Here is a 24,306-nt window from a genome sequence, read left to right on the forward strand (position 1 = left end):
CCGCTGGCCAGGGGCAAAAGCTCTGTGCTGAAATAGTGACGTTATATTGTAACAACACAAAAGCAACTGCCAAGGAACGTCACAGCCCCATGCTGCACATCCCGCTACGCCTCTCCCCCTTCACGGTCGCCCTGTGGCTTGCCAGCTCGCCCAGCCAGGCCGTCGAACTCGAACCCCAGGTCATCACCGCCAACCCCTTGGGCAGCCGCCAGTTGGCTGCGCCGAGCAGCGTGCTGACAGGTGACGATCTGCTGCAACAGCAACACGGCAGCCTCGGCGAAACCTTGAACAAACAGCCCGGTGTCGCTTCCACCTGGTTCGGCCCTGGCGCCAGTCGCCCGGTCATCCGCGGCCTTGACGGCGATCGCATTCGCATCCTGCGAAACGGCGTGGGCGCACTGGACGCCTCGTCGTTGTCCTACGATCACGCCGTAGCGCTTGACCCGGTGACCGTCGAGCGCGTGGAAATCGTCCGCGGCCCTGCCGCCTTGATGTATGGCGGCAACGCCATCGGTGGCGTGGTCAACACCTTCGACAACCGTATTCCGGACGCGCCGGTGGAGGGCATTCAAGGTGCGGGCGAACTGCGTTACGGCGGTGCCGATACCACCCGCAGCAGCGCCGGCAAACTGGAGGTCGGCGACGGTGCCTTTGCCCTGCACCTGGACGCCAACAGCCGCCAGTTCAACGACCTGCGCATCCCAGGCCATGCACGCAGCTCGAACGTGCGCAGTGCCGACGAACCGGGTAGCAAGCACCGCCTGGAAAACAGCGACGGTCGCCAGGATGGCGGCGCGATCGGTGGCGCCTACCACTGGGATCATGGCTACACCGGCATGTCCTACAGCCGCTACGACAGCAACTACGGCTCGGTCGCCGAACCCGGCGTGCGCCTGGACATGCAGCAGGACCACTATGGATTCGCCTCGGAACTGCGCGACCTGGACGGCCCGTTCAGCTCACTCAAGGTCGATGCCGGCTACACCGACTATCAACACCGCGAGATCGAAAGCGGTGAGGTCCACACGACCTTCAGGAACAAAGGCTACGAGGCCAGAATCGAGGCCCGCCATCAACCGATGGGCCCCCTCGAGGGCGTGATCGGCGCCCAGGTCAGCCGCAACGAATTTTCGGCGCTGGGTGAGGAAGCTTTCGTTCCACATACCGATACCGACAGCCTTGCGCTGTTCCTGCTGGAGCAATGGCAAGCCACAGAACGCCTTGGCCTGAGCCTTGGGGCCCGGTTGGAACACACGCGGGTGGACCCGGATGCCAAGGGCAACGAAAATTTCAGCGACGCAAGCAGCGCCAGCAGTTTCAACGCCTACAGCCTGTCTTCGGGGGCGGTGTACCAGCTCGACCCCGTCTGGTCGCTGGCCGCCAACCTTGGCTACACCGAGCGCGCGCCAACCTTCTACGAGCTGTACGCCAATGGCCCTCACGTCGCCACCGGGGCGTTCGAGGTCGGCGATGCGAACCTGGGCAAGGAAAAGGCCCTCTCTGCCGACCTGGCCCTGCGCTTCGACAACGGCGCACACAAAGGCAGCGTAGGCGTCTTCTACAGTCATTTTCGCAACTACATCGGGCTGATCGGCACCGGCAATCTGCGTGAAGGTCACGAGCATGGCGACGAGGATCACGACCATGATCACGGTGATTTGCCCGAGTATCAGTATCAAGGCGTGCGGGCACAGTTCTATGGCATCGAAGCCCAGGACCGCTGGCAGCTGCTGGAAAACCGTCTTGGCAGCTTTGCCCTTGAACTGTCTGGCGATTACACCCGGGCAAAGAACCTCGACAGCGGCGAGCCTTTGCCACGCATCGCGCCGCTACGCGTGAACAGTGGCCTGGTCTGGGCGCTGGAGCGCTGGCAGGCGCGGATCGATGTGCAACATGCCGCTTCGCAGCATCGCGCGCCAGCCAACGAGACCGATACCGAGGGCTACACCACGCTGGGTGCTAGCGTCGGTTACCGCTTCGACGTTGGCCAGAGCCAGTGGCTGGCCTTCGTGCGCGGCGAGAACCTGACGGACCAGACCGTGCGCTATGCCAGCTCCATCCTGCGAGACATCGCGCCAGCGCCTGGGCGCAGTGTCGAAGTAGGGTTGCGGACTACCTTCTGATCACCTTTGAAGCCGATCGCCGGCAAGCCGGCTTCCACGGTCATGTGGGGTACCTGTGGGAGCCGGCTTGCCGGCGTTGGGCTGTAGAGACAGTTGATTGTTACTCCCTCGGCAACAATGAACTGCGACAATCTGTCTTTTTTTCTTACAATTTCCCCTATATCCTCCCCATTGCAAGCTGAAACGCTTCACTTCAACCATCTTGTCGCCATATTCATTGAAGGCCCAACCTTCGATGCGCTTGCCGTTTTTTCAATAATCAGAAGATAGCGCTACCTCATGCTCCAACTGCCCAAACCCTGTTACATCGGCCTTGCCCTCGGCGCGCTGACGACTGCCGCCGCTGCCAGCGAACCCTTCGCCAGCGATTCCCCCTGGATGCTGGGCGACTGGGGCGGAACCCGCAGCGAACTGCTGGAACAAGGCTACGATTTCACCCTCGGCTACACCGGCGAAATGGGCAGCAACCTGCACGGCGGCCATGACCACGATCGCACTGCGCGCTACAGCGACCAATTCACATTCGGCAGCCACCTGGACTTGGAAAAGATCCTCGGCTGGCAAGACACCGAACTGCAGCTGACCATCACCGAGCGCCACGGCGACAACATCAGCAACGACCGCATCAACGATCCGCGTGTCGGGGGCTTCACCTCCGCCCAGGAAGTCTGGGGCCGAGGCGAAACCTGGCGACTCACGCAGATGTGGATCAAGCAGCAATACTTCGACGGCACCCTCGATGTGAAATTCGGCCGTTTCGGCGAAGGTGAGGACTTCAACAGCTTCCCCTGCGACTTCCAGAACCTGGCCTTCTGCGGCTCGCAGGTGGGCAACTGGGCCGGCAGCGTCTGGTACAACTGGCCAGTCAGCCAATGGGCCCTGCGAGTGCGCTACAACCTCGATGACACACTCTACGCGCAGGTCGGCGTATTCGAACAGAACCCCTCCAACCTCGAATCCGGCAATGGTTTCAAGCTCAGCGGCAGCGGCACGCAGGGCGCCGTGATGCCGGTCGAACTGGTCTGGAGCCCGACGGTCAATGGCCTGAAAGGGGAATATCGCACCGGCTACTACTACAGTAATGCCAAGGCACAGGATGTGCTGAAGGACAGCAACGGCCAGCCGGCCGCCATCAGTGGCGCCGCCTACCGCAGCAGTTCGAGCAAACACGGCCTGTGGATCGGGGCACAGCAGCAGGTCACATCGCTGGCATCCGACCGATCGCGCGGGCTGAGCCTGTTCGCCAACGCCACGGTGCACGACAAGAAGACCAATGCCATCGACAACTATGTTCAGGCAGGACTGCTATTCAAGGGCCCCTTCGACGCCCGCGCCAAGGACGATATCGGCTTCGCCCTCGCCCGCGTGCACGTCAATCCCGCCTATCGCAAGAATGCCCGCCTGGCCAATGAGGCAGCCGGGCTCGACGACTACGACGATCCGGGCTACCTGCCGGTGCAGGACACCGAATACAGCGCTGAACTCTATTACGGCATTCACCTGGCCGACTGGTTTACCGTGCGTCCGAACCTGCAGTACATCCGCCATCCGGGTGGGGTGTCGCAGGTCGATGATGCCGTGGTCGGCGGCCTGAAGATCCAGAGCACGTTCTGACAATTTTCAACCTAACGGAGAACATACGATGAGCACTGACGGTGCCGAGAATGGAAGCCGCTGGCTACCGCGCCTGATGGGCGTACTGCTGTTGCTGATGGGCCTGGGCCTGGTAGCCGGCGGGATCAAGCTGAGCCAGGTCGGCGGATCGCTTTACTACCTGATCGCCGGCATCGGCTTTGCCCTGTCGGGCATCCTGCTGCTGGCCCAGCGCCGCATCGCCCTTGGCCTGTATGGCCTGGTGCTGCTGGGCAGCACCGCGTGGGCCTTGCTGGAAGTGGGCCTGGACTGGTGGCAGCTGGTGCCGCGCCTGGCCCTGTGGTTCGCCATTGGCGTGGTCCTGCTGCTGCCCTGGGCACGGCGCCCGTTGATCGGCCCGGCCAACAAGGCCAACACGGCGCTGCTCAGCGTGGCTGTCCTGGCGTCCGGCGCCTGCGCGCTGGGCAGCCAGTTTACCCACCCCGGTGAAGTGTTCGGCGAACTCGGCCGCGAAAACAGCGAAATGGGCAGCGCCGCGCCGGCCATGCCTGACGGCGACTGGCAGGCCTATGGCCGCTCCGAACATGGCGACCGTTATTCACCGTTGCGCCAGATCACCCCGCAGAACGCCTACCGCCTGGAAGAGGCCTGGCGTATCCGCACCGGTGACCTGCCGACCGATAACGACCCGGTCGAGCTGACCAACGAAAACACCCCGCTCAAAGCCAACGGCATGCTCTACGCCTGCACAGCCCACAGCAAGGTGCTGGCACTCGACCCGGATACCGGCGCCGAGATCTGGCGCTTCGACCCGCAGATCAAGACACTGGTCGGCACCTTCAAAGGCTTTGCCCACATGACCTGCCGCGGGGTCTCGTACTATGACGAGAACGCCTACGTCAGCCGCGACGGCAGCCCGGCACCGAAAGTCTCCGACGCAGGCCAGGCCGTGGCCCTGGCCTGCCCACGCCGCCTTTACCTGCCCACCGCCGATGCTCGCCTGATCGCCATCAACGCCGACAACGGCAAGGTCTGCGAAGGCTTCGCCAACCAGGGCGCGATCGACCTGACCACAGGCATCGGCCCGTTCACCGCCGGCGGCTACTATTCCACCTCACCCGCGGCGATCACCCGCAGCCTGGTGATCATCGGCGGTCATGTCACCGACAACGAGTCGACCAACGAGCCCTCCGGCGTGATCCGCGCCTACGACGTGCACGATGGCCGCCTGGTCTGGAACTGGGACAGCAACAACCCGGACGACACCAAGCCATTGGCGCCGGGCAAGACCTACAGCCGCAACTCGGCCAACATGTGGTCGCTGGCCAGCGTCGATGAAGACCTCGGCATGGTCTACCTGCCGCTGGGCAACCAGACGCCCGACCAGTACGGCGCCGACCGCACTCCAGGTGCCGAGAAGTACAGTGCCGGCGTGGTCGCCCTGGACCTTGCCACTGGCAAGGCCCGCTGGAACTACCAGTTCACCCACCACGACCTGTGGGACATGGACGTCGGCAGCCAGCCGACCCTGGTGCACCTGAAGGCCAAGGACGGCGTCAAGCCGGCGATCATCGTGCCAACCAAGCAGGGCAGCCTGTACGTGCTCGATCGCCGTGACGGCACGCCGATCGTGCCGATCCGCGAGATCCCGGTGCCACAGGGCGCAGTCAAGGGAGACCGCACCGCGCCGACCCAGGCCCGCTCCGACCTCAACCTGCTCGGCCCGGAACTGACCGAACAGGCCATGTGGGGTGCGACCCCGTTCGACCAGATGCTGTGCCGCATCCAGTTCCGTGAACTGCGCTACGAAGGCCAGTACACGCCGCCATCCGAGCAAGGCTCGCTGGTCTACCCGGGCAACGTCGGCGTGTTCAACTGGGGCAGCGTGTCGGTCGACCCGGTTCGCCAGCTGCTGTTCACCTCGCCCAACTACATGGCGTTCGTGTCGAAGATGGTGCCGCGTGAACAGGTGGCCGCTGGCAGCAAGCGCGAAAGCGAGACCAGTGGCGTGCAACCTAACACCGGCGCACCTTACGCGGTCACCATGCACCCGTTCATGTCGCCGCTGGGCGTACCGTGCCAGGCGCCGGCCTGGGGCTACGTGGCAGCCATCGACCTGTTCACCAACAAGGTAGTGTGGAAGCGCAAGAACGGGACCACCCGTGACAGCACCCCGGTACCGATAGGCCTGCCCGTGGGCGTGCCGAGCATGGGGGGTTCGATCGTCACCGCCGGTGGCGTCGGTTTCCTCAGCGGCACCCTCGACCAGTACCTGCGCGCCTATGACGTGAACGACGGCAAGGAGTTGTGGAAGGCGCGCCTGCCTGCGGGTGGCCAAGCGACGCCGATGACGTACGCCGGCAAGGACGGCAAGCAGTACGTGCTGATCGTCGCCGGCGGCCATGGATCGCTGGGGACCCGCATGGGCGATTACATCATCGCTTACAAATTGGCTGAGTAACCCTTAGCTGCGGCGCTGAAGCCACCGCCGCCATCGCCGGCAAGCCGGCTCCCACAGGGTCCTCCACTGTTTTCAAGGCAAGTGGAGAACCTGTGGGAGCCGGCTTGCCGGCGGTGAGGCCGGCCCAGACGACCCGCACTGCCCCTCCTGCGCCCTTCGTCTACCATTGAAACCCATCCCCCCGCGCCCCATCTAAGCACCATAGTCATTCACGCAGGTGCCCCATGAGCGACCAGCAGGATTTCCCGGAACAACCCGAACAGCACAGCGAAGCCGAACATCTCGATACCCAGACCGAACCCGGCCACGCCCTCGCCCTGCCCGGCCAGCAGTTGCCGGACAAGGTCTACGTGATCCCGATCCACAACCGCCCGTTCTTCCCGGCCCAGGTGTTGCCGGTGATCGTCAACGAAGAACCCTGGGCCGAAACCCTCGACCTGGTGGCCAAGACCCCGCATCACTCACTGGCGCTGTTCTTCATGGACACCCCGCCGGAAGACCACCGTCACTTCGACACCTCCGCCCTCCCGCAGTACGGCACTCTGGTCAAGGTGCACCACGCCAGCCGCGAGAACGGCAAACTGCAGTTCGTCGCCCAGGGCCTGACCCGAGTGCGCATCCGCACCTGGCTCAAACACCACCGCCCGCCGTACCTGGTCGAAGTCGAGTACCCCCGCCAACCGGCCGAGCCGACCGACGAGGTCAAGGCCTACGGTATGGCCCTGATCAATGCGATCAAGGAACTGCTGCCGCTCAACCCGTTGTACAGCGAAGAGCTGAAGAACTACCTCAACCGCTTCAGTCCCAACGACCCTTCACCGCTCACCGACTTCGCCGCCGCACTGACTTCGGCCACCGGCAATCAGTTGCAGGAAGTGCTCGATTGCGTGCCCATGCTCAAGCGCATGGAGAAAGTCCTGCCGATGCTGCGCAAGGAAGTCGAAGTCGCGCGCCTGCAGAACGAGATCTCCGCCGAGGTCAACCGACAGATCGGCGAGCACCAGCGTGAGTTCTTCCTCAAGGAACAGCTCAAGGTCATCCAGCAGGAGCTGGGCCTGACCAAGGATGACCGCAGTGCCGACCTCGAACAGTTCGAGCAGCGCCTGCAGGGCAAGACCTTGCCGGACCAGGCCAAGAAGCGTATCGATGAAGAAATGGGCAAGCTGGCGATCCTCGAGACCGGCTCGCCCGAATACGCCGTTACCCGCAATTACCTGGAATGGGCCACCGTCCTGCCCTGGGGTATTTACGGCAAGGACAAACTCGACCTCAAACACGCACGCAAGGTGCTCGACCAGCACCATGCCGGCCTCGACGACATCAAGGAACGTATCCTCGAATTCCTCGCCGTGGGCGCCTGGAAGGGCGAGATCAGCGGCTCCATCGTCCTGTTGGTAGGCCCGCCCGGGGTGGGCAAGACCAGCATCGGCAAGTCCATCGCCGAATCCCTTGGCCGGCCTTTCTACCGTTTCAGTGTCGGCGGCATGCGCGATGAAGCTGAGATCAAGGGCCATCGTCGCACCTACATTGGTGCCCAACCGGGCAAGCTGGTGCAGGCGTTGAAGGATGTCGAGGTGATGAACCCGGTGATCATGCTCGACGAAATCGACAAGATGGGCCAGAGCTACCAGGGCGACCCGGCTTCGGCGCTACTGGAAACCCTCGACCCGGAACAGAACGTCGATTTCCTCGACCATTACCTGGACCTGCGCCTGGACCTTTCCAAGGTACTGTTCGTGTGCACCGCCAACACCCTGGACTCGATACCCGGGCCCTTGCTCGACCGTATGGAAGTGATTCGCCTGTCCGGCTACATCACCGAAGAAAAGCTGGCCATCGCCAAGCGCCACCTGTGGCCCAAGCAGTTGGACAAGGCCGGTGTCGCCAAGACCAGCCTGAGCATCAGCGACAGTGCCCTGCGCACCGTGATCGAGGGCTATGCCCGCGAGGCCGGCGTGCGGCAGCTGGAGAAGCAGCTGGGCAAGCTGGTGCGCAAGGCCGTGGTCAAACTGCTGGAAGACCCGGATGCCAAGCTCAAGATCGGCACCAAGGATCTCGAATCCGCCCTGGGCATGCCGGTGTTCCGCAGTGAACAAGTGCTGGCCGGCAAGGGTGTCATCACGGGCCTGGCCTGGACCAGCATGGGCGGTGCCACCCTTCCGATCGAAGCGACCCGCATTCACACCTTGAACCGCGGCTTCAAACTCACCGGCAAGTTGGGCGACGTGATGAAGGAGTCTGCTGAAATCGCCTACAGCTACGTCAGCTCCAACCTCAAGCAGTTTGGCGGTGATCCTGTCTTCTTCAACGAGGCGTTCATTCACCTGCACGTCCCCGAAGGCGCCACGCCCAAGGACGGCCCGAGTGCCGGCATCACCATGGCCAGCGCACTGCTGTCACTGGCCCGGGACCAGGTGCCGAAGAAAGGCGTGGCCATGACCGGCGAGCTGACCCTCACCGGCCAGGTGCTGCCCATTGGCGGGGTGCGCGAGAAAGTGATTGCGGCACGTCGACAGAAAATCTTCGAGCTGATCCTGCCGGAGCCGAACCGGGGGGATTATGAGGAGTTGCCCGACTACCTGCGCGAAGGCATAACCGTTCATTTCGCCAAGCGCTTTGCGGATGTCGCGAAGATCTTGTTCAACTGACCCATCTGGCGGGCCTCAGCGCCCGCCAGGCTCACACTTGTCGAGTTGAATCAAATGCCGAAAGCTGTTCCTGCGCAAACGTCTTGATACCAGCCCATTGCACCAGAAAAATCTTGTATCGAATCATGAAATCGGCAAGTTCCTCTTGGGTTTGCATGCTCACCAAATGCTGCTCCGATTGTTCAAGGTACGCATCCATTCCTTGCCAGGCCGAGTGAATGGAAGCGGTTCCGGATATATTGATGGAAAGACTCGCTTCCAATTTATGAAAGGTCACTTTCAATTGCGCGCCGGGGAGGCCAGCGGCCACACGCCCATAGCTTACGGAGTTGGGGTCATCCGCCAATCTTTGCTCTGATTTATAGGCACGTACCAGACGATCAAGCGCTCTGATTTTCTCCTGCACTGCTGGTCTCAGTTTGAATCTCGCCTCATCTCGAAATGCGGCCAAGTCGGAGTAGACGTGTTCAAGGGAAGCCTTGAAATGCTCCACAGGTGCCCTGAGCGCCTCAAACGAAGACGCCATCTTCAACAAAATAGCTTTATCCTGAACTTCAATCGCCGCGGGGGACCCGGATAGCTCCCATTTTTCCGCGTTCGGCCCCAGTGCGCTGGTTTTTCCCGCATAACCCATTACCTCAGTCCCTTGAGTCTGAATACTGTCGGCAAATACGATCAGGTCTTGAGCGACAGCTTTACTACCCACCCGCACGCGGGACCAACCACCGGCGTGCTCTTTCAATGCTTTAAACAATTCAAGCATCTTTGCCGGAAGCAGCTCAGGCTCTTCTATATAAGTGTAAGCCAGGTACTGCTCAGTCTGCGGCACCGTATCCGGTAACATCGACACCGTTAGTCCATAGCCATCCAACAACCACAACGTTTCTTGCGCCACCAGAAATGGCACATCTTTCCTGCCACCAAGCTCTCGCAAGGCCTCGACGATCTTCTGATGTTTTCCTGCCCAAGCGTCATCAAACGCGTCAGATTCACCTGCCATACCGTCGCCCCATGGAACTGTAAGAATCCCCCCGCCACCGGGCTGTTACCCGGCAGCTGGAGAGCGGTTCATCACGCCTTGCTTATCAGGCCCAACAGGCTTTTGTTATAGTTTAGAATCTCGGCGAAGAGTGCATTCAGTTTATTAACATCCTGAACATCCGCGATTGACGCTCCTTTCAGTCTTGCGCACTGGCCTTCCAGCGATCCAATGATTGCCCGCACAGTGGAAACCCAACCCGCGGCATATGCCAAAAGCTCCGGAATTACATCCAGCATTGTCTGTTGGCGCTCAATTTCTTTTATTTGCCTGGATTTATCGCTCACTTCACGTTCGAGATCAGCCACCCTTTTTATCACTTCACGGCGGCGCTCCTGCAGCTCCGAATACTGCATACCCTCAAGGAGGGACCCCATCATTTTTTCAAGGTCCTTCATCGCTTTGGTTGCAGCATCAAGCGCCAATTTTGCCTCGGCGCCGGGAACTGCAAGCGCGCTCAACTGTTCCGACGTAGGAACGAGACCACTGAGGTCAAGCTTTACCTCCTTAGCCTCCAGAGCCTCGATCGCATCCGACAAGGTTGCACGCTTTTTTTGTTCGTCCTCTACCAGCTTGCTCAAGCGGCCAATCTCTTCTTGAAGCGCTGTCCCGTTCTTTTCCAGACGACTACGCTCCGTGCTGCCATCAATCGTTGGCAGAGAGGAAAAACCGTCACAATCCGCTTTCAAACAGTTGATCACACTCGCCAGCGGCGTCAGCACGTCATCGCGCAACTCTTGTGCAAGGCTCAGCAAGTCGGCATCGTCACCCTTTTCCAAGCCTTCGAGGACGAGTTGAAGCGGTTCATCAGAAAGTTGCGCAAGCAGCGCTTTCAAACCCAACCTTACGTTGTTCTGATTTTCATCCAGGAGGCTGGCATGGCGCTTGATCAAATCATGAAGCGTAGGTTGGAATGCGAATTGCTGTTTTTGAAACACACCAAGAAATGCACTGACTGCCATGTTCATGGCTTGTACGTCTGGCAATTTTCCACCCGACAGATAAGATACATTGTCGTTCATTTTTAACGCCTCTTATTTAGCTGCTGCCGCTTCATCAAAAATAACAGTCAGTTGCCTTGACGTTTTCTCGATACTGCTCCACTGCCCAAGAAACTGTCGAAAATAAATCATGAACCGCGCAAGCGACTGATTATCTGTCAACTTACCGAGCTTATCGATGGACGCGACAATGTAACTATCCACTGTATCCCAGGCTGTCTGTAGATGAGCCGCGGCCGTCAGCACACTGGCCAAACGAAAATCCAGGTCATCTACAAACTGGTCCAACTGCCTGAGGCTGCCCTCCATTTTTACGCGGGCTTCCAGTTTCCTGGCCACCGCCTTGCGCTCGTCTTCTCGTTTCTTGCGTTCCTTCCTGGCTTTCTCAGCCTTGGCACCATATATGGCACCACCGACAAGAAGCCCGATCGGCCCCGCCGCGGCGCTCCCTATCACACCCTTGATGTAATTGTCATACTCTTTGCGCAGGGTCGCTATCTCCTCATCCAGGTCTGCCAGATCTTTTCGCAGTTGCTGAGTTTCACCACTTGCCAACTCCCTCTCTAGCGCATTGTTTTTTTGCGCCAGCTCCGGAATCAGCTTGAATTTTATTTCGTTGCGCCACTCGCTGGTCTGCGACTTTACGCTGTCCACTCGACTTGCATATCTGACAACATCTTCTCTCAGCACTTCCATGTATTCGACCAGCTGGGTTACCGTCCGCTTGTCATCACTGCTAAGCGCCACCGGCGTTTCCAGTGCCACTTTTTCCCAGGTTGCAACCTCATTGCCCAACGCTTTGATACGTTTGCACTCTTCGGTGATGACCTTGCCACTGGCATCGATCGAGACCGCCGTACTCGCCAACTCACTGGAAAGTTTCTTGCTGTTGTCGGAAAGCGCTGACCATTGACCCGCATGGGTACGCAGCAACTGGAAAAGCGCCTCCCATTTGCTGGGCATCAGCTCTGGATCTGCGATTTTCTTGTACCCTAACCAACGTTCAATATTTTCAAGTTCGCTGGGCAGCGCGAAAACATGATTGACGTATTGATTGATGGTGATGATGTGCTCTCGAGTAAGTGTCAAGCCGCCCTCATTCGGCCCATCACGCTCGGCCATGGCGGAGACCAAGTCACCGGGCAAACTTGCTGCTTGCTCCGACAACGCCTCATAGTTGACGTGTTCTGCACTCATGATTGTTACCTCTCGCTTAGTGACCGTACAGCTCGGTTCCGAGAGGCAAACTTAAGGTACGCCTATCAACGCCGTCAGACTGCAAGCTTTCCCGCCCTGCCCAGTGCAACAAGTTCATGAGTTGATGGGAGCAGGACAACCCGCGGCAACACAAAACCCCGTTCCCTTCAGTTATGCTCTGGCCATTGTCAGCCCCAGGAGCCACCATGACTGCCCATCGCCTGCTCATTCCCTTGTCCCTTTCCCTGCTCTCTGCCTGCGCCCAGCACCCCAGGCAGCCTGTAGAACTGGATGCGGAAAGCGAATGCCCCACGCGCCTGGAAGTGGGCCAGCCCCTTACCCTGAGCCTGCCCAGCAACCCTTCCACCGGTTACCGCTGGCTGGTACAGAACCCGGCTTCACCTATCCTGCGCAGCATCGGCTCCGAGGTTTACAGTTCGCCAGAAGAGGCCGGCATCGTCGGTAGCGCAGGCGTTTCCACCTGGCGTTTCGAAGCCAGAGCCAATGGTGAAGGCCATCTGGTGCTGGTCTACCAGCAACCTTGGGCCCCGGAAGTACGCCCGGTGCAGACCTTCGATTGCGCCATCCGGGTCAATTGAACGCACAGCGCTGGTCAGCCAACCATGCATCCTGGGCGCGGTTTGGCTAGAATGCCGGCCCTGCCTATTGTCAGCCGCCTGGATTCACCGTGAGCAAACAACCCGACCGCCTTTTCGCCCAGCCTCTGGAGCAAGTGCCCGACTTCGTGTTCAACGAAGATGTGGTGCGCGTGTTCCCGGACATGATCAAGCGCTCGGTGCCCGGTTACCCGACCATCGTCGAAAACCTTGGTGTACTGGCTGCGCGCTTTGCCCAGCCGAACACGGCGCTGTATGACCTGGGCGCGTCGCTGGGCGCCGTCACCCAGTCGCTGCGCCGCCATGTACGCATTGATGGCTGCCGGGTCATCGCGGTGGACAATTCGGCGGCCATGGTCGAGCGCTGCTGCCAGTACCTCACCGCACAAGATTCGATGTTCCAGGAACTGCTACCGGTGCAGGTCCTGGAAGCCGATATCCTGGCCCTGCCGTTGGAGCCTGCCTCGGTGGTGGCAATGAACTTCACCCTGCAGTTCATCGCACCCGAGCAACGCCTGGCGCTGCTCGGCCGCATCCGTCAGGCCCTGCTGCCTGGTGGCGCGCTGATCCTGTCGGAGAAACTGCGTTTCGCCGACGAAGAGGAACAGACCCTGCTCAATGAACTGCACCTGGACTTCAAACGTGCCAATGGCTACAGCGAACTGGAAATTGCCCAGAAACGCAGTGCCATCGAGAACGTGATGAAGCCCGACACCCTGCAGGCCCACACCGAGCGATTGCGCGCAGCAGGCTTCAGCAAGGTGGTGCCGTGGTTCCAATGCCTTAACTTTGCCTCGTTGATAGCCCTGCCATGATCGATCTGTCCCCCCTCGTCCGCCGCCTGGCGGGCACGCCCCTGGCTTCCTGGTCCCAAGGCCTGCAAGCGCAACTGGACGCCAAGCTGGAAAAAGGCCACGGCGACCTCGACCGCTGGCGCGGCGCGCTCGACGCCTTGCCTGATCTGCAACCCAGCCAGGTCGACCTGGTCGATGGCCTGCGCCTGGACTGCGACTGCGACGCCACCACCCGCGCGCGCATGCGCGATGCGCTGATGGGGCTTTCGCCATGGCGCAAGGGGCCCTTCGACCTGTTCGGCGTGCATGTCGACACCGAATGGCGTTCGGACTGGAAGTGGTCGCGGGTAGGCCCGCATCTCGACCTCAAGGGCAAGCGCGTGCTCGATGTCGGCTGCGGCAACGGCTACTACCAGTGGCGCATGCTCGGTGCCGGTGCCGACATGGTCATCGGCGTCGATCCCAACTGGTTGTTCTTCTGCCAGTTCCAGGCGGTGCAGCAGTACCTGCCCGAGCTGCCTGCCTGGCACCTGCCGTTCGCCCTGGAAGACCTGCCCGCCAATCTCGAAGGCTTCGACACGGTGTTCTCGATGGGCGTGTTCTATCACCGCCGCTCGCCAATCGAACACCTGCTGGCGCTCAAGGATTGCCTGGTCAAAGGGGGCGAACTGGTGCTGGAGACATTGGTGATCGAGGGGGACGAGCAACAGGTGCTGGTCCCCGAAGACCGCTACGCGCAGATGCGCAATGTCTGGTACCTGCCCTCGGTGCCTGCCCTGGAGCGCTGGCTGCGGCGTGCGGGCTTCAGCGACGTGCACTGCGTGGATGTCAGCGTGACCAGCGTCGAGGAGCAACGCAGCACCGAGTGGATGCGTTATCAATCGCTCGGCGACTTCCTCGACCCGAACGACCACAGCAAGACCGTCGAAGGCCTGCCTGCCCCCCGCCGGGCGACGCTGCTGGCGCGCAAGTGAGCAAAGGCGCCCCAAGGGGCGCCCGTACCCAGCTGTGCTGAAATTCATGCCCAAGCGAACACCCAGATAACGGCTGGATTACAAATCCGTTATCTGCGCCACCCTGCCGCGTTCCTGACGTAAGCTCTTGACCCTGAAGCCCCTACAGGGTCGAAAATCTTCCCTTTTCATACACTCCGAGCCCCCATGCGCCTGCTGATCATCGAGGACGAACTGCGTACTGCCGACTACCTGCAACAGGGCCTGCGCGAAAACGGCTACGTGGTCGACTGCGCCCACACCGGCACCGACGGCCTGCACCTGGCACGCCAACAGCCTTACGACCTGATCATCCTCGATGTGAACCTGCCGGAACTCGATGGCTGGAGCGTGCTGCAGCACCTTCGCGCGGAGTCGCCCACCCGCATCATGATGCTCACTGCCCACGGCCGACTGGCCGACCGGGTCAAGGGCCTGGACCTCGGTGCCGACGACTACCTGCTCAAGCCGTTCGAGTTTCCCGAACTGCTGGCACGCATTCGCAGCCTGCTGCGCCGCAACGACCAGCAGTTGCAGCCCACCACCCTGCGCGTCGCCGACCTGGAACTGGACCCAGGCCGCCACCGCGCTTACCGCGCCGGGCAACGCATCGACCTGACCGCCAAGGAGTTCGCCTTGCTGCACCTGTTGATGCGCCAGAGCGGCGAGGTACTGTCGCGCACACAGATCATCTCGCTGGTGTGGGACATGAACTTCGATTGCGACACCAATGTGGTCGAAGTTTCCATACGACGTCTGCGCGCCAAGATAGACGATCCGTTCGACGACAAGCTCATCCACACGCTGCGCGGTGTGGGCTACGTCCTGGAAGCACGTTGATGCATCAGGCCAGCCTGTCCCTGCGCCTTGGCCTGGGCGTCACCCTGATGGGCGCGGCGCTGGTGCTGTTGCTGGCCTGCCTGGCCGTGTTCGCCCTCGAGCACGAGCTCGACAGCCGCGCCCGCAAGGACTTGGCGCGCAAGATGTTGCAAGTGGAGCACAACCTGCGGGTCGACCTGCGTAGCGAAGACCTGGGCAGCCGCGCCCATCCGCTGCTCGACCTGGTGATGGGGCACGACAACCTGAGCCTGAGCGTGCTCAGCCTGGATGGCCGTCACCCGCAACTGCTCAGCCTCGGCCCGGCCCTGGAATCACAGGTGGGCGAGCTTTCCACAGACGCCCGTCTTGGCTTCCACGAGTGGCGGGACAGCACTGGCCAGCAGATGCTCACGGCAACCCGGCAAATGCGCTTGCGCGACGACACCCCGGTGCGGGTGATGATGTCGCTCAACCGCGCAGACGACAATGACCTCCTGCAGGCTTACCTGCATTCGACCTTGCTGGCCCTGCCGTTGCTGCTGATGCTTATCGGTGCAGGGGCGTGGTGGTTGATGCAACGCGGTTTGAGGCCGCTGCGCCACTTCAGGCGCATCGCCGGCAGGGTTTCCGCCCAGGACCTGCAGCACCGGCTGCCCGCGCAGGGTTTGCCCTTGGAACTGGCCGAGCTGGCCACCGGCATCAACGTGATGCTCGACCGCCTGGATCAGGGCGTACGCCAGCTCTCGGAGTTTTCCGATGACCTGGCCCACGAGCTGCGCACGCCCTTGAGCAACCTGATGGGCAAGGCCCAGGTGACCCTGGCCCGTGAGCGTGACAGCGAGAACTATCGGGAGGTCCTGGCGGACAGCATCGAAGAGCTGACCCGCCTGAACCGCATCATCAACGACATGCTCTTTCTCGCCCAGGTCAGCCAGCCCCAGGCGCAGTTGGCACTCAAGCCGCTAGCTTTGGCTGACGAAGCGCAGCAGGTACTCGAGTTGTTTGCCTTCAGCGCCGAACACAAGCGGCTGACGCTGCAGCTCAAAGGCTGGGGGACTGCCCTGGCCGACCGGCTGATGTTCCAGCGCGCGCTGTCGAATCTGTTGAGCAATGCCATCCGCCACAGCCCGGCGGGCCGTGAGGTCAATCTGGGCATCGAGCGGCGCGGCGATGAGGTCTGGCTTTGGGTAGCGAACGAAGGGCCGGGAATAACCGATGAGCATCTGCCTCGGTTGTTCGAGCGGTTCTACCGGGCGGGGTCGGGGCGTTCACGACTGGAAGGCGGGACGGGGTTGGGGCTGGCGATCGTGAAGTCGATCATGGAACTGCACGTGGGGCGGGTCGAGGTGAACAGCAGCCCCACCGGGCCTACTCGCTTTTCCCTGGTGTTTCGCGCCGAATAGGTTGTTGTCTGTACTGGCCTCATCGCCGGCAAGCCGGCTCCCACAGAGGGCGATGAGGCCGGTACAGACCAGCAATGATCAGCGCGAAGCCGCGACGATCAGCGCCTTCATCTCGGCCACCGCCGCCTTGAAGCCGACGAACAGCGCATGGGCCACCAGCGCATGACCTATGTTCAGTTCATTGATGCCCTTGATCGCCGCCACCGCTTCCACGTTGTGGTAATGCAAACCGTGACCAGCATTGACGATCAGCCCCTGCCCTACACCAAACGCCACGCCATCGACGATGCGCTTGAGCTCTTCAGCCACCTCGGTTGGGGTTTCGGCATCGGCATAGCGACCGGTATGCAGCTCGATCGCCGGCGCGCCGACCCGGCGCGAGGCCTCGATCTGCCGCTCGTCTGCATCGATGAACAGCGACACTTCGGCGCCGGTGCGCGACAGGCGCTCCACCGCGGCCTTGATCCGTGCCTCCTGGCCGGCCACATCCAGGCCGCCCTCGGTGGTCAGCTCCTGGCGGGTCTCCGGTACCAGGCAGATGTGCGCCGGGCGGATCTTTTCGGCAAAAGCCATCATTTCTTCGGTGACGCCCATCTCGAAGTTCATGCGCGTCTGCAGCACGTCCTTGAGCAGCACCACGTCGCGCTCCTGGATGTGCCGGCGGTCTTCGCGCAGGTGCACGGTGATGCCGTCTGCGCCCGCCTCTTCGGCATCCAGCGCGGCTTTCACCGGGTCGGGGTAGCGTGTGCCGCGGGCCTGGCGCAGGGTCGCCACGTGGTCGATGTTGACGCCAAGAAGCATGCGGTTGCTGTGAGTCACGAAAGGCTCTCCTGAGGATTTAGCCACACAGCATACGACGAGCTCAGCGCTTGCGAAACAGTTCGCGGCTGACCAGGGGTTTGGACCCCAGGTGCACCGCCAGCGCCTGGCGCATCAGGCGTTTGGCCGCGAGCAAGGCGCCGGGTGCTGCCCAGTCGGCCTGGGCCAGGGCCAACAGCTCGGTACCATTGAACAGGCCAGGCTGGGCCAGGTACACGCGCTCGAGGCCGGCATCGACCCGCAAGCGGTACAGGCCTTCGGCCTCGACCGGGTCGTCATTGATGTCGTGGCTGAGCGAAAAGGTGTAGCCCAGGTCTTCCAGCAGCCGCCACTCGAACGAACGCAGCAGTGGCTCCAGTGGCCCGCCCTCGGCCAATGCCTGCAGGGTCAGGGCGTAATGCTCGAACAGCTCTGCCTGCGGCGCCTCGGCGGGCAACAGGCGCATCAGCAGTTCATTGAGGTAGAGGCCGCTGAACAGCGCGTCGCCATGCAGCCAGGCGGCAATACCGACGGTGTCCAGGCGCCTGACGTTCTTCAGCTCACCTTTGCCGAACAGTTCCACTTCCAGCGGTACGAACGGTCGCACAAGGCTGCCACCCTTGCCCCGCGCACGGCGCAGCACCGCCCGCAGGCGGCCCTGCGGCGTGAAGAAGTCCACCAGTGCACTGGTTTCCTTGTAGGCACGGCTGTGCAGGACATAGGCCGGCTGGCCGACAGGTTGTTCCATGGGAAATGGCCTGGAAAGGCAAAGGTCCGGAGAAATCCGGGCCTTTGGGGGGATTACAGGTCGCCGTAGCCCAGCGAACGCAGTGCGCGCTCGTCGTCGGACCAGCCGCCCTTGACCTTGACCCAGAGGTTGAGCATGACCTTGGAGTCGAACAGCACCTCCATGTCCTTGCGCGCTTCAGAACCAATGCGCTTGATACGCTCGCCCTTGTCACCAATGATGATCTTCTTCTGGCCATCACGCTCGACCAGGATCAGTGCATGGATATGCAGGACGTGGCCCTGCTGCTTGAACTCTTCGATTTCCACGGTGATCTGGTACGGCAGCTCCGCACCCAACTGGCGCATGATCTTCTCACGCACCAGTTCGGCGGCGAGGAAGCGGCTGCTGCGGTCGGTGATCTGGTCTTCCGGGAAGAAGTGGTCGTTTTCCGGCAGGTGCTTGGCGATCTGGGCTTCCAGCGCTTCCAGGTTGTGGCCCTGCTGCGCGGAAATCGGCATCACTTCAGCGTTCGGCAGTTGTTCCTGCAGCCACTGCAGGTGCGGGATCAACTCGGCCTTCTCTTCCATGCGGTCGGTCTTGTTGACGGCGATGATCAGCGGGCCGGTCACGTACTGCACGCGCTCCAGCACCAGCTGGTCCTCGTCGGTCCACTTGGTGCGGTCGACCACGAAGATCACCACGTCGACGTCCTTCAGGGCCGCCGAAGCGTTACGGTTCATGTAACGGTTCAAGGCCTTGTCGTTGGCCTTGTGCATGCCCGGGGTGTCGACGTAGATCGCCTGCACGTCACCCTCGGTCTTGATGCCGAGCATGTTGTGCCGGGTGGTCTGCGGCTTGCGCGAGGTGATCGCCAGCTTCTGGCCGAGGATGTGGTTGAGCAGGGTCGACTTGCCCACGTTGGGACGGCCGACGATGGCCACATAACCGCAGCGGGTCGAATTGTTCTCAGTCATTGCCATTCTCCACGCCCAGGGCGATCAATGCGGCGGCGGCAGCGACTTGCTCGGCGATACGCCGGCTAACGCCCTGGCCACGGCTCTTGTTGTTCAGCAGCACCACTTCGCATTCGACGAAGAAGGTGCGGCAGTGCGGTTCGCCCTGGATGTCCACCACCTCGTAACGTGGCAGCTCGCAGCTACGCGACTGCAGAAATTCCTGCAGGCGGGTTTTCGGGTCCTTGTTGGTGTCGACCAGCGTCAGGCTGTCGAACTCGTCGGTCAGCCAGGCCAGGATGCGCTCGCGCGCGGTCTGCATGTCGGCATCCAGATAGATGGCACCGATCAGCGCTTCCAGGGCATCGGCCAGGATCGATTCACGGCGAAAACCGCCGCTCTTGAGCTCGCCGGAGCCCAGGCGCAGGTATTCGCCAAGGTCGAAGCCCCGGGCCAGGCGGGCCAGGGTCTCGCCTTTGACGAGGCGGGCACGCAGGCGCGACAGCTGGCCCTCACGGGCCTGCGGGAAGCGCTCGAACAGCGCCTCGGCGGCGACGAAGTTGAGGATGGAGTCACCGAGAAACTCCAGGCGCTCGTTGTTGCGCCCGGCATAGCTGCGGTGGGTCAGGGCCAGCAGCATCTGGTCCTGGTTCTTGAAGGTGTAGCCGAGCTTGCGCTCGAGACGGGCAAGGGGAGCAGTCATGCAGCCACCCGTGGGTTATTCAACGCGTTGTTCAAATCAACATCCTGAAAGACTGTTGGGCTGTGGTCCGACGCAGCGAGCGGCGAATCTCTCGGTCCTTGAGAACACAGCCTATGTCAGAAATGCATTCGGCGCTGTCTGCAGGACAGCGCCGATAGGTATCAATGGATCAGGCCAACCCGCGACAGGTTGGGCAGGTGGCTGAGTTTTGGCTCTGGCCAGCTCATCCACACCGCGAAAGCCTTGCCGACGATGTTCCGGTCGGGAACCATGCCGTGCAGTTCCTTGGGAATGTTCGGGTCATCCCAGTAACGGCTGTCGTTGGAGTTGTCGCGGTTGTCGCCCATCATGAAGTAATGGCCGGCCGGCACGGTCCATTGCTGGTCCGGCGGCATGCGATAACGGGTCATTTCCTTGCGGATCAGGTGCTCGGCTTCGCCGAGTTTCTCCTTGTACAGCTGGGCACTGCCCAAGGTGCCCGGCTCGGCGCCGATCAGTTGCTCGGCAATCGGCTGGCCATTGACGAACAACCGCTTGTCGCTGGTATAGCTCACCTTGTCACCCGGCAGGCCAACCACACGCTTGATGTAGTTGACGTTCGGGTCGCTCGGGTAGCGGAACACCATTACATCGCCGCGTTGCGGGTCACCGACCTCGATGACCTTCTTGTCGATCACCGGCAGGCGAATGCCATAGGAGAACTTGTTCACCAGGATGAAGTCGCCCACTTCCAGGGTCGGTTTCATCGACCCCGACGGAATCTGGAACGGCTCGACCAGGAACGAGCGCAGCACCAGCACGATGAACAGCACCGGGAAGAACGACTTGCCATACTCCACCAGCAGCGGTTCCTTGCTGAGGCGCTCTACCACGGCCATTTCTGGCTGGTTGACGCTACCCTGGTAGGTGGCGATCGCCGCCCGCCGGCGCGGGGCCAGGAACAGCAGGTCGATCAAGCCCAACAGGCCGCAGACGGCTACGGCGATGACAAGCAACAGCGGGAAATTTAGCGACATAGGACCTAGCTATCCAACCTGAGCACGGCGAGGAAGGCTTCTTGTGGAATTTCCACGTTGCCGACCTGTTTCATGCGTTTCTTACCGGCCTTCTGCTTCTCCAGCAGCTTCTTCTTACGACTGACGTCACCGCCGTAGCACTTGGCCAGTACGTTTTTTCTGAGCGCCTTGACCGTGGTCCGCGCGATGATCTGGCCGCCAATGGCTGCCTGGATCGCCACATCGAACATCTGCCGAGGGATCAGTTCCTTCATCTTTTCGGTCAACGCGCGGCCTTTGTACGCCGCGTTGTCGCGGTGCACGATCAATGCCAAGGCATCGACCTTGTCGCCGTTGATCAGTACATCCAGCTTGACCAGGTTGGCCGACTGGTAGCGATCGAAATGATAGTCCAGCGAAGCATAGCCGCGACTGGTGGACTTCAAGCGGTCGAAGAAGTCCAGCACCACTTCGTTCATCGGCATGTCGTAGCGCACCTGCACCTGGCTGCCGAGGAACTGCATGTCGCGCTGGACGCCACGTTTCTCGATGCACAGGGTGATGACGTTGCCCAGGTGCTCTTGCGGCACCAGGATGGTCGCAGTGACGATAGGCTCGCGGAAATCGGCGACTGCCGACACATCCGGCAGCTTCGACGGGTTGTCGACGATGATGGTTTCACCGGTCTTGAGTTCGAGCTCGTAGATCACGCTCGGCGCGGTGGTGATCAGGTCCAGGTCGTATTCGCGCTCCAGGCGCTCCTGAATGATCTCCATGTGCAGCATGCCGAGGAAGCCGCAACGGAAGCCGAAGCCCAGAGCGTCGGAGCTTTCCGGCATGTACTGCAGCGACGAGTCGTTCAGGGTCAGCTTCTGCAGGGCATCGCGGAAGTCCTCGAAGTCGTCGGAGCTGACCGGGAACAGGCCGGCGTAGACCTGCGGCTGGATCTTCTTGAAGCCCGGCAGCACTTCGACTTCAGGGGTGGTGGACAGGGTCAGTGTGTCACCTACCGGTGCACCGTGGATGTCCTTGATGCTGGCGATGATGAAGCCCACTTCACCGGCTTTCAGATCGGCGGTCTGGGTGTGCTTGGGCGTGAACACGCCGACGCTGTCGACCAGGTGCAGCTTGCCAGTGGACTTGACCAGGATCTTGTCGCCCTTCTTGACGCGGCCGTGACGCACACGCACCAACGAGACGACGCCCAGGTAGTTGTCGAACCAGGAATCGATGATCAGCGCCTGCAACGGCGCGTCGATGTCGCCTTCCGGCGCAGGGATGGTCTGTACCAGGCGCTCGAGCACCTCGTCCACGCCCATGCCGCTCTTGGCGCTGCAGGCCACGGCGTCGGTGGCGTCGATGCCGATGATCTTCTCGATCTCGTCCTTGACGCGGTCCGGGTCGGCCTGCGGCAGGTCCATCTTGTTCAGAACCGGCATGACCTCCAGGCCCTGCTCGATGGCGGTGTAGCAGTTGGCAACGGACTGGGCTTCGACGCCCTGGCCGGCATCCACCACCAGCAAGGCACCCTCACAGGCCGCCAGCGAGCGCGAGACTTCATAGGTGAAGTCGACGTGGCCGGGGGTGTCGATGAAGTTGAGCTGGTAGACCTTGCCGTCCTGCGCCTTGTAGTTCAGCGTGACACTGTGGGCCTTGATGGTGATACCGCGTTCACGCTCAAGGTCCATGGAATCGAGGACCTGGGCTTCCATTTCGCGTGCCGACAGGCCACCGCACATCTGGATGAAACGGTCGGCCAGCGTCGACTTGCCATGGTCGATGTGGGCGATGATGGAGAAATTGCGGATATGACTCAAATCACTCACGGGTCAACACTCGAAAAGGCTGCGAGCCGGAACGCCCGCCGAAAAATAGCCGGGAATTGTACCTCAAGCCGCAAGGATATGGGAGATTCCTCTGTCGCACAGTACACAGCGATTACCCAGTGGAATTGTGAAATCTCATGAAAAAGGGCAGCCGAAGCTGCCCTTTCCTCCCTCGAAGCCGCTTATTCAGCCAGCTTGAAGGTGATGAAGCTCGCGCGCCCTTGACGCAGCACGCGCATCGACACCGAACGGTTCTTCGGCAAGTCCTTGGCGATTTCGGTGAACTGCTTGGCCGAAGCGATCGCCTGGTTGTTCAGGTGGCTGATGACGTCACCCGGACGCAGGCCGATCATCGCCGCCGGGCCATCCTGGACTTCCTTGATGACCACACCGCCCTTGAGTTCCAGCGATTTCTTCTGCTCGGCGGTCAAATCCGAAACGGAGACGCCCAGGCGGTTGCTGCTGCGCTCGGCGCTGCCTTCGGCACTGCTGCCGGTGCCGATATCGGCGTCGTCATCGGGCATCGCGCCAATGGTCACATCCAGGTTCTGGCGCTTGCCGTTGCGGATGATCTCCAGCTTGGCCTTTTCGCCATCCTTCAGCGTGCCGACCAGGTGCGGCAAGTCGGCCGACATGACGATCGGCTGGCCATTCATGCTGAGGATCACGTCGCCCACCTGCAGGCCGCTCTTGGCTGCAGGGCCGTCTTCCAGCACCTGGGCCACCAGCGCGCCGGCCGGCTTGTCGAGGCCGAAGGATTCAGCCAGGTCCTTGTTGACCTCCTGGATCACCACGCCCAGCCAGCCACGGCTGACCTTGCCGTCTTTCTTCAGCTGGTTGGAAACATCGATCGCCACGTCGATCGGAATGGCGAAGGACAGGCCCATGAAACCACCCGACCGGGTGAAGATCTGCGAGTTGATCCCCACCACTTCGCCGTTCATGTTGAACAGCGGGCCGCCGGAGTTGCCCGGGTTGATGGCTACGTCGGTCTGGATGAACGGCACGTAGGTGTCGTTGGGCAGGGTGCGCCCCTTGGCACTGACGATACCCTTGGTCACCGAATGGTCGAAGCCGAACGGCGAGCCGATCGCCAGCACCCACTCGCCCACCTTGAGCTTCTCGGAGTCGCCCAGCTTGACCGTCGGCAGGTTCTTGCCCTCGACCTTGAGCAAGGCCACGTCGGTGCGCGGGTCGGTGCCGACCAGCTTGGCCTGCAACTCGCTGCGGTCGGACAGACGGACGATGATTTCGTCGGCGTCGGCGACCACGTGGTTGTTGGTCAGCACGTAACCGTCGCTGGAAATGATGAAGCCCGACCCCAGCGACTGCGCTTCACGCTGGCGATCGCCGCGCGGCGAACGCGGCTGCTGCGGCATGTTGCGCTCGAAGAACTCGCGGAACATCGGCGGCAGGCCTTCGAGGTCCGGCATCTGCCCGGAAGCGATGCGGTCTGGCAGCTTCTGCTTGGTACTGATGTTGACCACGGCCGGCGAGGCCTGCTCGACCAGCGTGGTGAAGTCCGGCAGGGCTTCCTCGGCCTGGGCGCTGAGCACCTGGCCGAGCATCAGCACGGCGGCGAACATCGATAGGTAGGATTTCAAGCGTGGTATT

General features: G+C 61.6%; 19 protein-coding genes. 9 read left to right on the forward strand and 10 right to left on the reverse strand.

Features of this window, described 5'->3' with window-relative positions:
• The first annotated feature begins 89 nt into the window (after nucleotides 1–89).
• From PPL01S_RS06840 to lon, 4 genes are all read left to right on the forward strand, one after another.
• On the forward strand, nucleotides 90–2,123 hold the full coding sequence (locus PPL01S_RS06840; protein WP_028625457.1) for a TonB-dependent receptor: 2,034 nt from the start codon (nucleotides 90–92) through the stop codon (nucleotides 2,121–2,123).
• Between the two features lie 279 nt (nucleotides 2,124–2,402).
• Nucleotides 2,403–3,737 carry a carbohydrate porin gene (locus PPL01S_RS06845; RefSeq protein ID WP_028625458.1) on the forward strand — a complete coding sequence of 445 codons (1,335 nt, stop codon included), beginning with the start codon at nucleotides 2,403–2,405 and terminating at the stop codon, nucleotides 3,735–3,737.
• 28 nt (nucleotides 3,738–3,765) lie between these two features.
• A complete protein-coding gene (locus PPL01S_RS06850) occupies nucleotides 3,766–6,177 on the forward strand; it encodes a glucose/quinate/shikimate family membrane-bound PQQ-dependent dehydrogenase (protein ID WP_016395654.1) in 2,412 nt (803 codons plus the stop codon).
• Between the two features lie 224 nt (nucleotides 6,178–6,401).
• Complete coding sequence (lon, locus tag PPL01S_RS06855; RefSeq protein WP_016395653.1) at nucleotides 6,402–8,825, forward strand: endopeptidase La; 2,424 nt, start codon at nucleotides 6,402–6,404, stop codon at nucleotides 8,823–8,825.
• Nucleotides 8,826–8,856: 31 nt separating this feature from the next.
• On the opposite strand, the gene PPL01S_RS06860 is transcribed toward lon, so the two are convergent.
• The 3 genes from PPL01S_RS06860 to PPL01S_RS06870 form a co-directional block, all read right to left on the reverse strand.
• Nucleotides 8,857–9,825, reverse strand: a complete 969-nt coding sequence (locus PPL01S_RS06860; protein WP_016395652.1) for a hypothetical protein — start codon at nucleotides 9,823–9,825, stop codon at nucleotides 8,857–8,859.
• A 71-nt stretch (nucleotides 9,826–9,896) separates the two neighbouring features.
• Nucleotides 9,897–10,886, reverse strand: coding sequence for an alpha-xenorhabdolysin family binary toxin subunit B (locus PPL01S_RS06865; RefSeq protein ID WP_016395651.1), 990 nt, complete (start codon nucleotides 10,884–10,886; stop codon nucleotides 9,897–9,899).
• A 12-nt stretch (nucleotides 10,887–10,898) separates the two neighbouring features.
• The gene (locus PPL01S_RS06870) at nucleotides 10,899–12,062 is read right to left on the reverse strand and encodes an alpha-xenorhabdolysin family binary toxin subunit A (protein ID WP_016395650.1); all 1,164 of its coding nucleotides are present in this window, start codon (nucleotides 12,060–12,062) and stop codon (nucleotides 10,899–10,901) included.
• A gap of 206 nt (nucleotides 12,063–12,268) precedes the next feature.
• Here PPL01S_RS06870 and PPL01S_RS06875 point away from each other — a divergent pair, with 206 nt between their 5' ends.
• From PPL01S_RS06875 to PPL01S_RS06895, 5 genes are all read left to right on the forward strand, one after another.
• Nucleotides 12,269–12,661: a protease inhibitor I42 family protein gene (locus PPL01S_RS06875; RefSeq protein WP_016395649.1), complete on the forward strand. Its 393-nt coding sequence runs from the start codon at nucleotides 12,269–12,271 to the stop codon at nucleotides 12,659–12,661.
• An 89-nt stretch (nucleotides 12,662–12,750) separates the two neighbouring features.
• Entirely contained in the window at nucleotides 12,751–13,494 is a 744-nt protein-coding gene (gene cmoA, locus PPL01S_RS06880; protein ID WP_016395648.1) for a carboxy-S-adenosyl-L-methionine synthase CmoA, read from the forward strand.
• On the forward strand, nucleotides 13,491–14,447 hold the full coding sequence (gene cmoB / locus PPL01S_RS06885; protein ID WP_016395647.1) for a tRNA 5-methoxyuridine(34)/uridine 5-oxyacetic acid(34) synthase CmoB: 957 nt from the start codon (nucleotides 13,491–13,493) through the stop codon (nucleotides 14,445–14,447). The genes cmoA and cmoB overlap by 4 nt, the downstream gene beginning before the upstream one ends.
• Nucleotides 14,448–14,633: 186 nt before the next feature.
• Nucleotides 14,634–15,305 carry a heavy metal response regulator transcription factor gene (locus PPL01S_RS06890; RefSeq protein WP_016395646.1) on the forward strand — a complete coding sequence of 224 codons (672 nt, stop codon included), beginning with the start codon at nucleotides 14,634–14,636 and terminating at the stop codon, nucleotides 15,303–15,305.
• Nucleotides 15,305–16,687 (forward strand): heavy metal sensor histidine kinase, encoded by a 1,383-nt coding sequence (locus tag PPL01S_RS06895; protein WP_028625459.1) that lies wholly within the window; start codon nucleotides 15,305–15,307, stop codon nucleotides 16,685–16,687. Before PPL01S_RS06890 ends, PPL01S_RS06895 begins: the two co-directional genes overlap by 1 nt.
• Before the next feature lie 78 nt (nucleotides 16,688–16,765).
• Here PPL01S_RS06895 and pdxJ read toward each other — a convergent pair whose 3' ends face one another.
• From pdxJ to PPL01S_RS06930, 7 genes are all read right to left on the reverse strand, one after another.
• Nucleotides 16,766–17,488 carry a pyridoxine 5'-phosphate synthase gene (gene pdxJ / locus PPL01S_RS06900; protein WP_153670549.1) on the reverse strand — a complete coding sequence of 241 codons (723 nt, stop codon included), beginning with the start codon at nucleotides 17,486–17,488 and terminating at the stop codon, nucleotides 16,766–16,768.
• A 61-nt stretch (nucleotides 17,489–17,549) separates the two neighbouring features.
• Nucleotides 17,550–18,233, reverse strand: coding sequence for a DNA repair protein RecO (recO, locus tag PPL01S_RS06905; RefSeq protein WP_016395644.1), 684 nt, complete (start codon nucleotides 18,231–18,233; stop codon nucleotides 17,550–17,552).
• 53 nt (nucleotides 18,234–18,286) lie between these two features.
• A complete protein-coding gene (gene era / locus PPL01S_RS06910; protein WP_016395643.1) occupies nucleotides 18,287–19,189 on the reverse strand; it encodes a GTPase Era in 903 nt (300 codons plus the stop codon).
• The gene (gene rnc / locus PPL01S_RS06915; RefSeq protein ID WP_016395642.1) at nucleotides 19,182–19,871 is read right to left on the reverse strand and encodes a ribonuclease III; all 690 of its coding nucleotides are present in this window, start codon (nucleotides 19,869–19,871) and stop codon (nucleotides 19,182–19,184) included. The genes era and rnc overlap by 8 nt, the downstream gene beginning before the upstream one ends.
• A 161-nt stretch (nucleotides 19,872–20,032) precedes the next feature.
• The gene (lepB, locus tag PPL01S_RS06920) at nucleotides 20,033–20,887 is read right to left on the reverse strand and encodes a signal peptidase I (RefSeq protein WP_016395641.1); all 855 of its coding nucleotides are present in this window, start codon (nucleotides 20,885–20,887) and stop codon (nucleotides 20,033–20,035) included.
• A 5-nt stretch (nucleotides 20,888–20,892) separates the two neighbouring features.
• Nucleotides 20,893–22,692: a translation elongation factor 4 gene (gene lepA / locus PPL01S_RS06925; protein ID WP_028625460.1), complete on the reverse strand. Its 1,800-nt coding sequence runs from the start codon at nucleotides 22,690–22,692 to the stop codon at nucleotides 20,893–20,895.
• A 182-nt stretch (nucleotides 22,693–22,874) separates the two neighbouring features.
• Nucleotides 22,875–24,278: a DegQ family serine endoprotease gene (locus PPL01S_RS06930; RefSeq protein ID WP_415639433.1), complete on the reverse strand. Its 1,404-nt coding sequence runs from the start codon at nucleotides 24,276–24,278 to the stop codon at nucleotides 22,875–22,877.
• Nucleotides 24,279–24,306: the final 28 nt, after the last annotated feature.

It is taken from the genome of Pseudomonas plecoglossicida NBRC 103162 = DSM 15088, assembly GCF_000730665.1.
GTDB lineage: Bacteria > Pseudomonadota > Gammaproteobacteria > Pseudomonadales > Pseudomonadaceae > Aquipseudomonas > Aquipseudomonas plecoglossicida.